The sequence below is a fragment of the Roseobacter insulae genome (assembly GCF_019375555.1).
GTDB classification, from domain to species: Bacteria; Pseudomonadota; Alphaproteobacteria; order Rhodobacterales; family Rhodobacteraceae; genus Roseobacter; species Roseobacter insulae.
This window is the reverse complement of the sequence record NZ_JAHXDN010000002.1, coordinates 620,711-636,062: the sequence shown is the minus strand read 5'-3', so window position 1 is coordinate 636,062 and position 15,352 is coordinate 620,711. Positions and strand designations below refer to the sequence as shown.

General features: G+C 62.8%; 13 protein-coding genes. 8 read left to right on the top strand and 5 right to left on the bottom strand.

What is annotated here, in order from left to right; genetic code table 11:
- Positions 1-55: 55 nt before the first annotated feature.
- Positions 56-964 carry an AAA family ATPase gene (locus tag KX928_RS09300; protein ID WP_219501338.1) on the bottom strand — a complete coding sequence of 303 codons (909 nt, stop codon included), beginning with the start codon at positions 962-964 and terminating at the stop codon, positions 56-58.
- 223 nt (positions 965-1,187) lie between these two features.
- Here KX928_RS09300 and KX928_RS09295 point away from each other — a divergent pair, with 223 nt between their 5' ends.
- The 8 genes from KX928_RS09295 to KX928_RS09260 all read left to right on the top strand — a co-directional run bounded on the left by KX928_RS09295 (position 1,188) and on the right by KX928_RS09260 (position 10,864).
- Positions 1,188-2,219 carry a glycosyltransferase family 2 protein gene (locus KX928_RS09295; protein WP_219501337.1) on the top strand — a complete coding sequence of 344 codons (1,032 nt, stop codon included), beginning with the start codon at positions 1,188-1,190 and terminating at the stop codon, positions 2,217-2,219.
- On the top strand, positions 2,216-2,842 hold the full coding sequence (locus KX928_RS09290) for a sulfotransferase (protein WP_219501336.1): 627 nt from the start codon (positions 2,216-2,218) through the stop codon (positions 2,840-2,842). Before KX928_RS09295 ends, KX928_RS09290 begins: the two co-directional genes overlap by 4 nt.
- A 1-nt stretch (position 2,843) precedes the next feature.
- A complete protein-coding gene (locus KX928_RS09285) occupies positions 2,844-5,183 on the top strand; it encodes a glycosyltransferase family 2 protein (RefSeq protein ID WP_219501334.1) in 2,340 nt (779 codons plus the stop codon).
- Between the two features lie 31 nt (positions 5,184-5,214).
- Complete coding sequence (locus KX928_RS09280; protein ID WP_219501333.1) at positions 5,215-6,264, top strand: glycosyltransferase family 2 protein; 1,050 nt, start codon at positions 5,215-5,217, stop codon at positions 6,262-6,264.
- 105 nt (positions 6,265-6,369) lie between these two features.
- Complete coding sequence (locus KX928_RS09275) at positions 6,370-7,299, top strand: phosphoadenosine phosphosulfate reductase (protein ID WP_257883646.1); 930 nt, start codon at positions 6,370-6,372, stop codon at positions 7,297-7,299.
- Positions 7,300-7,337: 38 nt separating this feature from the next.
- Complete coding sequence (gene pyrC / locus KX928_RS09270) at positions 7,338-8,372, top strand: dihydroorotase (protein ID WP_219501332.1); 1,035 nt, start codon at positions 7,338-7,340, stop codon at positions 8,370-8,372.
- A gap of 73 nt (positions 8,373-8,445) precedes the next feature.
- Entirely contained in the window at positions 8,446-9,123 is a 678-nt protein-coding gene (locus tag KX928_RS09265) for an orotate phosphoribosyltransferase (protein WP_219501331.1), read from the top strand.
- A 247-nt stretch (positions 9,124-9,370) separates the two neighbouring features.
- Complete coding sequence (locus tag KX928_RS09260; RefSeq protein WP_219501330.1) at positions 9,371-10,864, top strand: replicative DNA helicase; 1,494 nt, start codon at positions 9,371-9,373, stop codon at positions 10,862-10,864.
- Positions 10,865-10,946: 82 nt separating this feature from the next.
- On the opposite strand, the gene KX928_RS09255 is transcribed toward KX928_RS09260, so the two are convergent.
- Genes KX928_RS09255 through pdxR form a run of 4 tightly spaced genes read right to left on the bottom strand, consistent with a single transcriptional unit; the run spans position 10,947 to position 15,243 of the window.
- The gene (locus KX928_RS09255) at positions 10,947-12,440 is read right to left on the bottom strand and encodes an aldehyde dehydrogenase (RefSeq protein WP_219501329.1); all 1,494 of its coding nucleotides are present in this window, start codon (positions 12,438-12,440) and stop codon (positions 10,947-10,949) included.
- 18 nt (positions 12,441-12,458) lie between these two features.
- Positions 12,459-13,631 (bottom strand): epoxide hydrolase family protein, encoded by a 1,173-nt coding sequence (locus KX928_RS09250; protein WP_219501328.1) that lies wholly within the window; start codon positions 13,629-13,631, stop codon positions 12,459-12,461.
- Complete coding sequence (locus KX928_RS09245) at positions 13,628-13,783, bottom strand: hypothetical protein (RefSeq protein ID WP_219501327.1); 156 nt, start codon at positions 13,781-13,783, stop codon at positions 13,628-13,630. Before KX928_RS09245 ends, KX928_RS09250 begins: the two co-directional genes overlap by 4 nt.
- Positions 13,780-15,243 carry a MocR-like pyridoxine biosynthesis transcription factor PdxR gene (pdxR, locus tag KX928_RS09240; protein WP_219501324.1) on the bottom strand — a complete coding sequence of 488 codons (1,464 nt, stop codon included), beginning with the start codon at positions 15,241-15,243 and terminating at the stop codon, positions 13,780-13,782. The genes KX928_RS09245 and pdxR overlap by 4 nt, the downstream gene beginning before the upstream one ends.
- Positions 15,244-15,352: the final 109 nt, after the last annotated feature.

The window sequence follows — 15,352 nt, the reverse complement described above, 5'->3', positions numbered from 1 at the left end:
GGGCGCTGCCCCGGCGCTGCGCGCCTCCCCGGGATATTTATGAACCAGAGACGCTTCATGCCGGTTCCAGGGAGGCCCTGACCTGATCGAGAATGCGTTTGGCCTCCGAACCCTGCAGTTTCTGAATATCGTCCTGATACTTGAGGATCGCCCCGAGCGTATCGGCGATCACCTCGGGGCTGAGGTTGATCACGTCAAGGGCCAGCAGGCACTTGGCCCAGTCGATGGTTTCCGCGACACCGGGTTTCTTGAAGAGATCTTCGGTCCGCAATTGCTGCACGAAGGCCACGACTTCGCGGCTGAGCGCGTCGGAGGCTTCGGGCGCGCGGGCCTGCAGAATTTTCATTTCGCGGTCGAAATCCGGGTAATCGACCCAGTGGTAGAGACAGCGGCGCTTGAGCGCGTCGTGGACTTCGCGGGTCCTGTTCGAGGTGACGATCACGATGGGCGGTTCCGGTGCCCTGATCGTGCCCAGTTCCGGGATGGTGACCTGGAAATCGCTCAGCGCTTCGAGAAGGAAGGCCTCAAAAGGTTCATCGGTCCGGTCCAGTTCGTCGATCAGCAAAACGGGGGCGCCGTTCTCATCCGGGCGCATCGCTTCCAGCAGCGGGCGCTCGATCAGGTAGTCCTTGCTGAAAAGCTCCGCCTGCAGCGCCGGCCTGCTGGTGTCGCCGGCGGCTTCGGCCGTGCGGATCGCCACCATCTGCGCGGGGAAGTTCCATTCGTAGACAGCGCTCGCGGCGTCGAGACCTTCGTAGCATTGCAGGCGGATCAGACGCCGGTTCAGACCCGCGGAAAGCGCCTTGGCGATCTCGGTTTTGCCGACGCCGGCTTCGCCTTCGAGAAACAGCGGGCGGCCCAGTTGCAACGCGAGGAAAACAACCGTGCCGAGGGGGCGCCCGCAGACGTAGCCCTGTTCTGCAAGCATCTGCTGGACGGCATCGATCGTGGCTGGCTGTGTCATGTACGCTCCCCTGCTAGGCGATACCCTGCATTCAATCACCGGGGCGTCAAGCACTGATCGTCCGCGCCCCGGTGCCGACCCTTTCATTGACGCGATTCGGCGGACCTGTCATGTTCTGACCAACAATAAGGCGACAACGGGGACAAATCCCGTGTCAGAAGCGGACCACGGGCGGTTATGAGCATGGCGAGCACTGGTATTTGCAGCGGCGGAGCGGTCTGACATGCGCATCACCGCAGTGACCTGCGTGAAGAACGAAGGGCCGTTCCTGCTGGAGTGGATCGCCTTCAACAGGCTGATTGGTGTCACGGATTTCCTGTTCTATTCAAATGACTGCACGGATGGCACCGATGCGTTGCTGGACGTGCTTGCCGACAAGGGTATGGTCCACCATCTGCCCAACCCGGCGCAGGGCCGCACCTACCAGATGGCGGCGCTGAAGGATGCGTCCGGTCACCCCGTCGTGACGGCCGCCGATTGGGTCTGGGTCGCGGATGTCGATGAATTCCTGAACATCCACGCCGGGGATCACACGATCCCGGCGCTGGTGGCCGCCTGTGGCGATCCGATGGCCATCAGCGTCACCTTTCAGTTTTTTGCCAATAACGGCGTGGCAGACTACCTCGACCACCCGGTGATCGGGCAGTTTTCGCATTCGCATAACCCCGACCTGTGGTGCGGCGAAACAGCGATCGAGGTGAAAACCCTCATGCGCCGGGATTTCCCGCTGCAGTATTTCGGCGCCCACCGCCCGTTCTTCAAGAAGAAGTTGCCCGCGGATCAGCGCCCGCGCTGGACAGATGGTTCCGGCCGCCCTGTCCCACATCGTTTCCAGGTCGCGGCAAACTCCCGGCGCATCCGGCGCTACCCGGCCAGAGGCGCGCGGGATTTCGCAACGCTTAACCATTATGCGCTACGCAGTCTGGACAGTTATCTTGTCAAACACGACCGGGGCGATGTGAACCGCGCGCACAGGGCTTTCGATACCTCTTACTGGCAGGACCGCAATGATCCGGCGTGGCAGGACACCAGCATCATGCGCTATGCGCCTGCCCTTGACGCCGCGCTCCGGGAGCTGAAGGCCGACAAGACCATCAATGCGCAGCACGAGGCCTGTGTGCGGTCCCACAAGGCGAAATGCGCCGAGCTGATGGCGCGCCCGGACATGCGGGCGCTGCGCGCTGCGCTGCAGGACGCGCCGGCTCTGCCACCACAGGAAATCGCGCTTCTGGCCGCTCTGGGAGCGCCGGTGTGAGCTTGCTTGTCGTCAACCTCGGACTGCCCAAAAGCGGGACAACGACGCTGGCGCGCGCGCTCAGGCGCGCAGGCTACAAAGTGGCAGATCACCGCATTCGGCAAGGCCAGAGCGCCAATGATGCGCATAAGGGCAAATTTGTCGGCGCGATGATGTACCGCGGGTATTTCAACACGGGCGATCCGGGGGCCGAGTTCGATGATTTCGACGCGGTGACCGAGGTCAACCTGATCCAGCGGGGCCGGTCGCTGTGGCCCCAGACCGACTTTGGGCTGCTCGATGCCTTGCGCAAGCACCATCCCGAGGTGCGGTTTCTGGCCTCCAGCCGCGACCCGGCGGAGCTTTCCGCCTCGATGGCGGCATGGACGAATCTTGGCTCGCACCGCCTGCCACGTGCCGCCATTCCGGGGTTGCCAGCCGGATACGGCGAAACCGACGCCGAGCGCATCAAGTGGATAGAGGGTCATTACGCGCACCTCAGGGCCATTTTCGCCAACGATCCGGTGTTCCTGGAATTTGACGTCGCGGAGGAAGCGGCCCCGAAGAAAATCGCCAAACACCTGGGGCGCCCGCTGCCCTGGTGGGGGCGCGCCAATGCCAATGCAAAGCGCAAGGCGGGCTGACATGCGGATTTGCCTGCATATCGGCCTTTGCGGGTCGGATCGCATCCAGAACATCCTCGCGGACAAGCGGGGGCGGCTGTTGAAAGATCGCGTTCTTTTTGCCCAAAGCCCGGGCAACAAGAACCACACACGTCTCTTCATGGCGGTCACCGATCCTGGCCATGTCGATCCGCTCAGGTACAACCGGGGGCTGGAAACACCCGAAAAACAAGCGCTTATGGCCGAATCCCTGCGTGATCAGCTTGCCGCGGAAATCGACACCCACAAGCCGCACACGCTGATCCTGTCCTGCCGCCAATTGGCCGGCAGCCTGTGGCGGACCAGCGAGGTGGCGCGGCTGAAAGAGATGCTATCGCGCTTTTCCGATGACATCCGCATTGTCGCCTTCGTGGACGAACCGGCAACCATGCTGAGCGACCACTATGCGCATCAGGTGATTGCCGGACGCGCCGTATCGCTTGCACGTGACCTGGCGCTGGTCGAGGCGGCGGACTGGTGGCAATCCTGCCTGGACACAATGCCCCGGATCGACGCCGCAGCCGGTGTGTTCGAGGAAGTACAGGGCGCGCCATTCTGGTTGGACTTCAAGGCGCTGGTGTCCCATTGGGACGCCGTGTTCGGGGACGGGGCGACGCGGCTCCATCACCATTCCGCCGCTGATTTCGCCGCCGAACACGTGGGCGACGACATTGCCAGGGCCTTTGCCCTGACCACCAGCCTCGGCGCAATCGCGGCAACGCGCGGCCCGCCGCCGCCCCCCGACGCCACGCTGACCCGCGCCAGATTGCTGAATGAGCTTGTGCTGCGCCTTCTCCAAACCGGGGACCACGTATTGCCGCGGCAGGTTTGGCAGTCTTTCGTGCGCGATATCCATGTGGCGGGCCCGCCCATTGATCCGGCCCGGCTGTCGGCGGTTTCCAAACGCTTCCGGACAGCAAACCGGCAGCTCGTCAAGGCGCATGGCGGGCTGACTGATGCCACGTTCAAGGCCCCCCGTGCCAAATCGGCATGGCAGGAGGCGGAGCCGCTTTTTGGCTATCGCGCGTCGCAATACCTGCTGGCCTTCATGTGGAAGATCGAGAAAGCCACGCAGCAGGCCCGGCGGCCGGAGCGGCACGATCCCGACCAGATCAGCAAACCGCCGACCGGCCCGACGGATGCCGCGGCACCCAACCCGGTGTTGCCCCCCCTCGCCCTTCAGCAACTGGAGAAACTGCGCACCTCCCCGATGGCCCCTCACAACAGGCTTGGTGCCGTCAACGAGGCGGAACTCGCCGCCGCTTATTCCCCCGCGGCCCCGCGCCGGTTGGCGAAAGGATCCACCGGCAACGTCATCGTGGGCTGCATGAAAAATGAAGCGCCCTACATCGTCGAATGGGTGGCCTATCACCGCGCCATCGGCATCGACAATTTCCTGATTTACACGAATGACTGTTCCGACGGCACCTCCGAGATTCTGGACAGGCTCGACGCGATGGGCGTGCTCACGCACCGCAACAACGATAACTGGAAGGGCAATTCGCCCCAGCAATACGCGCTCAATCAGGCTCTCAAGGAACCGGTGATCAGGAACGCGGAGTGGATCGTGCACATTGACGTGGATGAGTTCATGAATATCCGGTGCGGCAACGGCACCGTGCAGGATTTCATCGACCGCGTCCCCGATGCCACGAATATCGCGATGACATGGCGCCTGTTCGGCCACAACGGGGTGAGCCGGTTGCGCGACGAACTGGTGATCGACCAGTTCGACACCTGCGCGCCCAAGTACTGCCCCAAGCCGCACACCGTCTGGGGGTTCAAGACGATGTTCCGCAACATCGGCGCTTACGAGAAAATCAGCTGCCACCGCCCGAACAAACTGTCCGAACCCTTTGAGGATAAAGTGAAATGGGTCAATGGCTCGGGCATGGACATGACCCGGGAAGTGGCCCGGAACGGGTGGCGCAGTTCGCGCAAATCCATCGGGTACGATCTCATTCAACTCAATCACTACGCGCTTCGGTCGGCCGAGAGTTTCCTGATCAAACGCCAGCGCGGGCGCGCGCTGCATGTCGACCGCTCGATCGGGCTGAACTACTGGATCCGGATGGACTGGTCCGACTTTCGCGACATCACGATCAAGCGGAACATCCCGCGGGTGCAGGCGGAACGCGCGCGTCTGATGGCCGACCCGCAGCTGAACAAACTGCATCGGGACGGGTTTGAATGGCATCAGGCCAAAGCCGCCGAACTGCAGGAGGTGCCGGAGTTCGCGGACCTTTACAAACAAGCCGTCGCGCTGAAACTCACCGAGACAGAGCGCGTGGCCTTTGCCCTCGCGCTCGATACTGAAAGCTGATGCGGGCGCCCCAATCCAAGGCGGAACGACCTTGAAGACCACAGCCATCCTCACCGTCAAAAACGAAGGCGCCTTTCTGCTGGAATGGCTGGCCCACCACCGGGCCGTGGGGGTCACCGACTTCGTGGTGTGCTCCAATGCGTGTTCAGACGGTACCGATACGATGCTGGACCGGTTGCAGGAAATGGGCTGGCTGTCGCATGTGCGCAACGATGGTCCTTACGGAAATCGCGGGATTCAGTTCACTGCATTGAAGCGGGTGGAAAGCCATCCGAACGTGCGCGCGGCGGACTGGCTGCTGCCGCTGGATGTTGATGAGTTCGTCAACGTGCATGTGGGCAACAACACCCTCGCGGATCTGGTTGATGCCCTGCCCGAGGCCACCGCCATCACGCTGACATGGCGGCTGTTTGGCAATGCGGGCGAGACGCGCTTCAAAGATGAACCCGTAACGGCAGTGTTCCGGCGGTGCGCGCCCGGCGTCATCCACTGGCCGTGGCGCGCGGCGATGTTCAAAACGCTGTACCGCAACGATGGTACCTACGGCAAACTCGGGGTGCACCGGCCCCGGGCGCCCGACGCGGCCCGGTTGTCACAGGCGCGCTGGTTTGACGGCGAAGGCCGGGAACTGGATGACACCTTCAGGAAAAGGCGTGTGTTTTCGGATTACGGACGGCCCAACCACCGCCTTGTTCAGCTCAACCATTATCCGCTGGGCGCGATGGAAAGCTACCTGCTCAAGGCGGATCGCGGACGCGCGGTGCACAGCGACGACCTGCTGGGTCTGGATTACTGGGTGGAGCGTAATTTCAACAGCGACGAGGACCGGTCGATCGAGGCGGTCTTCGCCCGCCGCGCACCGCTGATCGCGGAGCTGATGGCCGACGCCCGGATCGCCGCGCTGCACCGGTCCGCCGTGGCCTGGCGCCGCGAACGCTTCGACATCCTGATGCGCTCAGACCCGTTCCGGGCGCTGTTCGGGCGCCTGTTGATGACGCCCGGCTCTCGCCCGCTTGCGGGCAATGCGGCACGTTTTCTGCTCGATTATGCCCGCGAAAATCCCGAAAACAGAGACAATTAGCGAAAAATCCGCACTCTGTTTCCGCAATTTTGCCTCAAATCGCGCTTAGTTTACACTCAATGCGCCGCCGCCTATCAAAAATAGGCAGAGTTGAGGAACGCCATTATGCCGGACACGGCGTTTGATTTTGAATCGTCGCTCAAGAATATGAGCAAGAAGGAGTGGATCTCCGAAGTCACCGACCTGGTGGACGAACACGGCTACCTGACCCCTCTGGGACGACGCCACATCGCCACCTTCGTGGAGGACGGCAAAACGCTGCTGGTGTCGTTTGAAACACATCAGGGGATCCAGACGCTCTCGCCGCAGGTGCACCCGCTTGGCTGGGAAATGGTCAAGACACACCGCTGGTCGCATCTCGGCCTCATCAGCGATGGCGACACATGGTTCCGTGACCCGGCGGTCTACGCGTTTTTCGACCGGTTGGTCGATGACGGCTTCTTCGATGAATTCGAAGACGTGCTGTTTTACGGCGCAGGCCCCTGTGGCTACGCGGCAGCCGCGTTTTCCGTGGCCGCCCCGGGGGCGAAGGTGCTCGCCATCCAGCCACAGGCCACGCTCGACCCGCGCGTGACGGAATGGGACAAGCGGTTCACGGACATGCGGCGCACGAATTTCACCGACCGCTACGGCTATGCGCCGGACATGCTGGACGCCGCCGCCGAAACATTCGTGATCTACGATCCGGCGGAAACCGAAGATGCGATGCACGCGGCGCTCTTCACCCGCGCGGGTGTCACCAAACTGCGGCTGCCGCATATGGGCGCAAGCTTGCAGACCGATCTGCTGCAGCTGGATATCCTCTATCCGCTGCTGGCCGCGGCCAGCGAGAACCGCCTGACGCCCCGGCTCTTTGCCAGGCTGGCCCGCGCCCGCCGCGACCACCTGCCCTACCTGCGAAGACTGCTCGCACGACTGGAACAGGACGACCGCCCGGCACTTGTGGCGGCGCTGTGCCACAATGTCACCCAGCGCATGCGCGCGCCCCGTTTCGCCAGCCGCCTGAAACGGGCCAACGACCGGATGGCCGACTGACGCTGGCGCTGCACGAATAGCTGTGCTAGCGCAGGCGCATGAGCCAGACACTGACCCTCCGCCGACCCGATGATTGGCATCTGCACCTGCGCGACGGCGCCATGATGCGCGCAGTTCTGCCCGCCACGGCCGCCCATTTCGCAAGAGCCATCATCATGCCGAACCTCGTCCCGCCCGTGGTCACCGCCGCCCAGGCGCGCAGCTACCGCGACCGCATCATCGCCGCCCTGCCTGACGGGGCCGATTTCACCCCGCTGATGACCCTCTACCTGACCGAGGATACCGATCCGGCCGATGTCGCCGCCGCGCGGGCGTCCGGGCTTGTGCACGCGGTAAAGCTTTACCCCGCGGGCGCCACGACGAATTCGGCCAGCGGCGTGTCCGACTTCGACAAGGTCCGCCCGGTTCTGGAAAAAATGGCCGAGATCGGTCTGCCGCTTTGCGTGCATGGGGAAGTCACCGACCCGGACATCGATATTTTCGACCGCGAGGCAGTGTTCATTGACCGGGTTCTTGACCCGATCCGCCGCGCAACACCGGGGTTGCGCGTGGTGATGGAACATATCACCACCAAAGACGCGGTGGACTACGCCGGCGCACAAGATGCCACGCTGGGCGCCACGATCACCACCCACCATCTCGTGATCAACCGCAACCACATTCTGGCAGGCGGTATCAGGCCGCATTATTATTGCCTGCCCGTCGCCAAGCGCGAGCACCACCGCCTCGCCCTGCGCCGGGCGGCCACTTCGGGTGACGCGCGCTTTTTCCTGGGCACCGATTCCGCCCCCCATACCGATGCAAACAAGCTGCTGCCCTGCGGCTGCGCAGGCTGCTTTACCGCCCCAAACACCCTGTCCATCCTCGCGCAGGTCTTCGAAGAGGACGGCGCGCTGGACCGGCTCGAACCCTTTGCCTCCCTGAACGGACCGGCATTCTACCGGATGCCACCAAACACCGACACCCTCACGCTGGAAAAATCCGGCGCAAATTACCCCGGCCACATAGACACGGAAGACGGGCCGGTCACCGTTTTCGATCCCGGGTTTGATCTGACGTGGCGGGTGCTGTGATCTTCTCTGGTTCAAAAATATCCCCGCCGGAGGCAAGAAAATCCCGGCACCACGGCACAGGAAGGACGCAACGATGATCCCCACAGGTTACCCCGACCCCTCCGAAATCGCCCGCCTGACGGCGCGCATGCTGTTGGAAATAAAGGCCGTTCACTTCAATGCCAGCGACCCTTTCATCCTCGCCTCCGGCCTGCCCAGCCCCACGTATATCGATTGCCGCAAGCTCATCAGCCACCCGCGCATCCGGTCGACCCTGATGGATTTTCTGACCGTCACCGTGATGCGCAACGCGGGTTTTGAGGCTTTCGACAACATCGCGGGCGGCGAGACCGCGGGCATCCCCTTCGCCGCGATGGTGGCCGAGCGCATGGCGCTGCCAATGACTTACGTGCGCAAGAAGCCCAAGGGGTACGGCAAGGGTGCCCGCATCGAGGGCGACATGTCGGAAGGCCAGCGGGTGCTGCTGGTCGAAGACCTCACCACCGACGGCGGCTCCAAGCTCAGCTTCGTCGATGCGATTCGCGACACGGGCGCCACCTGCGGCCACACGGCGGTGATTTTCTACTACGGCATCTTCCCCGAGACCGAAAAAACGCTGGGCGATCATGGCGTGCAACTGCACGCGCTCTGCACCTGGTGGGATGTCCTGGCGGAAGCGAAAGTCGAGGCCGCCTTCGATGCCGAAACACTGGATCAGGTCGAGCAGTTCCTGAACGATCCGCGTAAGTGGCAGTCGGGCAACGCAAAATAAAACTTACTCACATCACGGTCGCAAAACTGTCATAGAATCGCCTGGTGCGACGCACATGTTGCGCGACACGGGCGTCATGATACACTATATGGTAAGAATTGACCGCGCTGATGTTATGCACAGCTTTTTCCTCAGCCTTCTCCACCAAGATATCATGATAGGGCATCGGGGAAAAATTCGGTAAGACAAGGGCAATAGCGACGCAGTTCAACAGACCAGAGCAGGGTGCGCGCGAACAGGGACAGTCATGAACGAAATAACGGCCTTCAATCCGACCGGCGTAGATGTGCAATCGCCAGAGACCATGCCGCATTCCATCGAGGCGGAGCAGCAGCTTCTGGGCGCGATTCTGACCAATAACGATATCTACGACCGGGTTGCCTCGATCATCGGGCCAAAACACTTCTATGATCCTGTTCACGCGCGCATGTTCGAGATTTCCGCCGCCCGGATCGCCAAGAACAACCTCGCCTCTCCGGTCACCCTCAAGGCTTTCATGGAAGACGATGAGGGCCTGAAGGAGCTGGGCGGTCCCGCCTATCTGGCGCGTCTGGCCGGGGCAGCGATCTCGGCCTATGCGGTGCGCGACTATGCGCAGATGATCTATGATCTGGCGGTGCGCCGGGACCTCATCCAGCTGGGCCGGGAGATCTCCGACAAGGCCGCAACGGTCGATATCGCCTCCGAGCCGCGCGAGCAGATCGTGGAAGCCGAACAGGCGCTTTACAAGCTGGCCGAACAGGGTCAGGTGGAAAGCGGTTTTCAAAGCTTTCTCAAGGCAGCAACGGATGCAGTTAATGTCGCCAACGCCGCCTACCAACGCGAGGGCGGGCTGGCCGGCGTCTCCACCGGCCTGATCGACATGGACAAGAAGCTGGGGGGCCTGCACCGGTCGGATTTGCTGATCCTCGCCGGTCGACCGTCCATGGGGAAGACCTCGCTTGCCACCAACATCGCCTTCAACGTCGCCAAGGCCTATAAACGCGGCCAGCTGCCCGATGGTACGGAGGGCGCCATAGATGGCGGCGTTGTCGGTTTTTATTCGCTTGAGATGAGTGCCGAGCAGCTCGCCGCGCGGATTCTGTCAGAGGCAGCAGAAGTGCCCAGCGAACAGATCCGTCGCGGCGATATGACCGAGGCCGAGTTCCGCCGCTTCGTCGATGCGGCCAAGGCGCTGGAGGCCTGCCCGCTCTACATCGACGACACGCCCGCCCTGCCGATCAGCCAGCTGGCGGCCCGCGCCCGGCGGCTCAAACGTACTTACGGGCTGGACGTGCTGATCGTGGACTACCTGCAACTGGTGCGTGGCACCGGCAAATCGGAAAACCGGGTGAACGAAATCTCCGAGATCACCATGGGCCTGAAAGCCATCGCCAAGGAACTGGACATCCCCGTCATCGCCCTGTCGCAGCTGTCACGTCAGGTGGAAAACCGCGAAGACAAACGCCCGCAACTCAGTGATCTGCGCGAATCCGGCTCGATCGAGCAGGATGCGGATGTGGTGATGTTCGTGTTCCGCGAGGAATACTACAAGGAGCGGGAAAAACCCGGCGATCACGATCTTGAGGCGATGGCCAAATGGCAGGAAGAGATGGAGCGCCTGCACGGCAAGGCCGAAGTTGTCATCGGCAAGCAGCGTCACGGCCCCATCGGCACGGTCGAGCTGAGCTTCGAGGGCCGCTTCACCCGCTTTGGCAACCTGGTGCAGCCGTGGCAGCAATCGGGCGAGCGCGACTTCTGATCCGGATGATACCTGGTCTGCAGGCACCGCCCCGCCCCGGCGGCCTGTCACGCGCACCGGCACCGCTGCCGCGATACCGCTGCTAACCGGTTTTCAGTTCAATCCATATCGTCTTGGTTTGCAGATACTGTTCCAGCGCTTCGGTGCCGTTGTCCCGCGCGAGCGAGCCGGACTGTTTGTAGCCGCCAAACGGGGTTTTGATGTCACCTTCGGAGAACCCGTTCACCGAAACGGTGCCGCATGGCAGGGCGCGGGCCATGTGCAGGGCGCGGTCGATATCCTGGGTGAACACGGTCGCGTGCAGCCCGTAGTCGGTGTCGCTGGCGATCGCCAGCGCTTCTTGCGGCGAGGCCACCGGCATGATGCCAAGAACCGGGCCGAATATCTCCTCCCGCGCGATCTTCATCTCAGGCGTGACGTGGTGAAAGACGGTTGGTTCGACGAAGTAGCCGGGCAGGTCACTGTCACCGCCCGTCACCATCTGCGCGCCCTCCTCGACACCGCTCCGGATGTAGTCCATCACCCTGGTTTTGTGGTCCTGCGTGATCATCGAGCCGATATCGGTCGCGGGGTCCAGCGGGTCCCCCAGTCTGAACGATTTCACCCGGTCCATGATGCGGGCGGTGAAATCCGCGACCAGCGGTTGCGCGATCAGCTGACGCATGTTCGCGGAACAGTTCTGCCCGCCGTTCCAGAAGGCCGACATCGCGGCATGCTCGATGAGCGCGTCATTCATGGCCGCGTCATCGAGCACGATGAACGGGCTTTTGCCCCCCATTTCCAGCCCCACGCCCTTGAGGTTGCTGTCGCCGGAATAGCGCATGAACATCCGCCCCACCTCGGTGGAGCCGGTGAAGGACACCGTGTCGATGTCGTTATGCAGGCCGATGGCCTTGCCCGCAGTGTCGCCATAGCCCGGCACGATGTTGATGACGCCGTCGGGCACACCGGCCTCCTGCATCAGCGCCGCGAGGCGTAGGGCCGAGAGCGGCGTCTGCTCCGCCGGTTTGATGACCGCCGAACAGCCCACGGCGAGCGAGGGGGCAATCTTCCATGCCGCCATCACCAGCGGGAAATTCCACGGCAACACGGCCCCCGCGATGCCTGCGGGTTCCCTGGTCACAAGGGCCAGCGCGCCGGGACCGGTCGGGGCGATCTTGCCAAAGGTCTTATCGGCAAGCTCCGCGTACCACTGGAAAAAATTGGGCACCTCGCCGCCGATCTCATCCATGCAGTCTCTGATCGTCTTGCCGGTATCGAGGCTTTCCAGAACCGCCAGCTCTTGCGCATTTTCGCGCACCAGCGCCGCGATTTTCAGCAACACCGCCTTGCGCTCTTCGGGTTCTGCGCGCGACCATGTGCCCGCGTTGAACACGCGGCGCGCCGCCGCCACCGCGCGGTCCACATCCGCGGCCTTGCAATGGGCGACCGAGGCCAGAACCTCCCCCGTCGCCGGGTTCACCGTTTCGAATTTGTCGCCATCGGCCGCATCGCAGAACGCCCCGTCGATAAAGGCCTGTCCGGTCGGGGTCAGCCGGGCGGCAATGGCCTGATACTGGGCGTGTGAAAGGGTCATGTGATCTCTCCGGGGTCGTTAGCCGCGCACTCGGCGCGCGAATTTGCGAATGTCGTTCAGGAGCCTCTCGGGTTCTTCCATCGCGGCGAAATGCCCGCCCCGCGGCATCTCCGTCCAGTGCTGGATATTGTAGATGCGCTCGGCATAGCTGCGCGGGGGCCAGTTCAGCATCTCGGCGGGAAACACCGCGCAGCCCGTCGGCACTTCCACGCGCTTGCCCTCCGGGGACAGGGTCCGCCCGCCTTCCTCGCGCCGTCCGTAGTAGATCCAAGAGGCGGTGTTGAAGGTGCGCGTGGTGATGTAGATCATGATGTTGGTCAGCAGCTCATCCTTGGAATGCGCGCTCTCGATCCCGCCGGTCTCCACATCCGACCAGTCGTGGAATTTCTCGATCAGCCAGGCGGCGATCCCGACCGGGCTGTCCATCATCGCGTAGCTCAGGGTTTGCGGGCGTGTGGCCTGTTGCGTGCGATAGCCGTCCTGCATGATCTGGTCGCGGGCAAACTGTTTTGCCCATGCCACTTCCTCCGGCGTTTGCGGGCCATCGGGGTGGCGCATGGTCAGCACGTTGATGTGGATGGCGGCGCAGGCCGGCGCATGGTCAAACCCCAGCCACGAACAGATCGCGCCGCCCCAGTCACCGCCCTGCGCCAGATAGCTGTCAAACCCCAGCGTGTCCGTCATCAGGCTGTTGATCAGCCCTGCCATTTTGCGCGGCCCGTAGGGCCGTGGCGGGCGCCCCGAGAAGCCGAACCCCGGCAGGGAGGGAACGATCACCGTAAAGGCATCCTCGACAGTGCCGCCAAAGCGTTCTGGGTGCGCCAGCGGTTCGATCAGGTCAAGGAATTCGACCACCGACCCCGGCCAGCCATGGCTGATCATCAGCGGCATCGGGCTCGCACCGCTGCCCTGTTCGTGGATGAAATGCATGTCGATCCCGTCGACCGTGGCCGTGTAGTTGGCAAAGGCGTTGATCCGCGCCTCCTGCAAGCGCCAGTCAAAGCCGTCGACCCAATAGGCGCACAGCTCCTGCAGATAGGCCATGTTGGTGCCGTAGTCCCAGCCGCCGTCATCGGGCATCTCGTGCCACGGGTAGTTGGCGACGCGCGCGCGTATCCTGTCCAGCGTGTCGTCAGGGACATGGAAACTGAAGGGGCGAACCTGCGGGTTGGAAAGGATGTGATCTTTCAAAAAGCCAATGTCCCGATCTGAATGGCGGCATCGCGGCGCAGCAAATCCCGGATGCCCTGCGCACCAGATACCTGAAATTCGCCCAGACCGGTGAGTGACAGGTGACGCCTTTCGACGGGACAGATGGCCCGCCCGGAGGTGCCGAAGGTCACAGCAGCGCTGTCACTTCGTCGGCGATGATGCGGACGCCGGCCTCCAGGTTGGATACCGGCACATAGGCGAAACCCAGACGAAAGCTGCGCTTGTCACCGTAATCGAGATAGTAGTCCTGCCCGCGGTCCACCAGCACGCCCCTGCCGCGCAGCCGTCGCGCCAGTTCGGTGGCGTCGAACCCCTCCGGCCCGGTCAGCCAGAACGAGGTGCCGCCCTCTGACCGGGTGTGCCTCAACATGCCCAGATGTTGCGTCAGCGCGTCATTCATCGCATGCCAGCGTTTCTTGTAGCGGCGCTCGATGTTGCGCAGATGCACGTCGTAATGGCCCAGCCGGAAGAACAGCGCCACGATTTCCTGCACGATGGTCGGGGGGTGGCGCATCATCACGCCACGGGCGATCCGCGCTTCGTGAATGATGTCCCGATGCGCGACAATGAAGCCCAGCCTGATCCCCGGCGACACGGTTTTGGACAGGCTGCCGACATAGATCACCCGACCCGACTTATCCATCGAGCGCAACGAGGGCGAGGACTTCGCGACATAGTTCATCTCGGCCTCGTAATCATCCTCGATGATCAGGAAATCCTGCCTGACCGCGGCCTCGATCAGCTCTTCACGGCGTGCCTGGCTCATCGTGACCATGGTGGGAAACTGATGGCTGGGGGTGGTGAATACCATCTGGCAGCCGGAGGGGATGGCCGCCGGGATCAGCCCGTCACCGTCAATGGGCACCCCGATCAGCTCGTTGCCTGACAGGCGAAACGCGTTGCGGGCGCCAAAGAAACCGGGGTCCTCCAGCGCAATCGGTTTGCCGGAGCGGGCGAATATCGTGCCCAGCACAAACAGGGCATTCTGCGACCCCAGCGTGATCAGGATCTCGTCTTCCTCGGCGTAGATGCCGCGTGTGTTCAACAGCCTTTGGCGCAATTGCTGCACCAGTTGCGGGCTGTCGCTTTCCACGGAATCGCTGGCCCAGGCAGGCATGTGCTTGCGCCCCAGCGCCTGCCGGGTGCATTCGCGCCACCCTTCGACCGGGAAGAGGTCCGGGTCGATCTGGTTGTAGATGAAGGGATAGGGATAGGCATTCCAGTCCAGCGGGTTGACCACCGGCATCAGATCGCTCTGGGGGAAGCTGACAGGACAGGGGGTTTCGTCCCGCCGGGAATGCGCGCCGTCATTGGCCCGCTGCTGCAACGACATCATCTGCGGATGCACGAAGTACCCCGACCGGTCCCGCGACACCAGAAGCTCCAGATCGACCAGCTGGTTATAGGCCGCAAACACCGTGTTTCGCGACACCCCGAACTGGTCAGCCAGCTCCCTGCAGGACGGCAGCGGGCGGTCACAGGCCAGCGACTGCGAGGTGATCGCCGCGCTGACCACCTCGCAAATCTGGTCCCGCAGGCTCAGGTTCGAGCTTTCGGGCAATTTCAGAAACTGTGGCGAGGTCGAACTCAACTGTCCCTCCGTTACGCTGGCCGTGGTGACCGTGCCAAATCTTAGTCAGGTGGGGGGCCTTCTGTCAGGTGCAATCCGATCTGTCCCCTTCATTCAAATCATCTGTCCC

Excerpts from the sequence above, each read along its gene's own strand:
- KX928_RS09255 (WP_219501329.1), bottom strand. The coding sequence starts at position 12,440 with ATGACCCTTTCACACGCCCAGTATCAGGCCATTGCCGCCCGGCTGACC.
- pyrC (WP_219501332.1), top strand. The coding sequence starts at position 7,338 with ATGAGCCAGACACTGACCCTCCGCCGACCCGATGATTGGCATCTGCAC.
- KX928_RS09260 (WP_219501330.1), top strand. The coding sequence starts at position 9,371 with ATGAACGAAATAACGGCCTTCAATCCGACCGGCGTAGATGTGCAATCG.
- KX928_RS09300 (WP_219501338.1), bottom strand. The coding sequence starts at position 964 with ATGACACAGCCAGCCACGATCGATGCCGTCCAGCAGATGCTTGCAGAA.
- KX928_RS09265 (WP_219501331.1), top strand. The coding sequence starts at position 8,446 with ATGATCCCCACAGGTTACCCCGACCCCTCCGAAATCGCCCGCCTGACG.
- KX928_RS09295 (WP_219501337.1), top strand. The coding sequence starts at position 1,188 with ATGCGCATCACCGCAGTGACCTGCGTGAAGAACGAAGGGCCGTTCCTG.
- KX928_RS09275 (WP_257883646.1), top strand. The coding sequence starts at position 6,370 with ATGCCGGACACGGCGTTTGATTTTGAATCGTCGCTCAAGAATATGAGC.
- KX928_RS09285 (WP_219501334.1), top strand. The coding sequence starts at position 2,844 with ATGCGGATTTGCCTGCATATCGGCCTTTGCGGGTCGGATCGCATCCAG.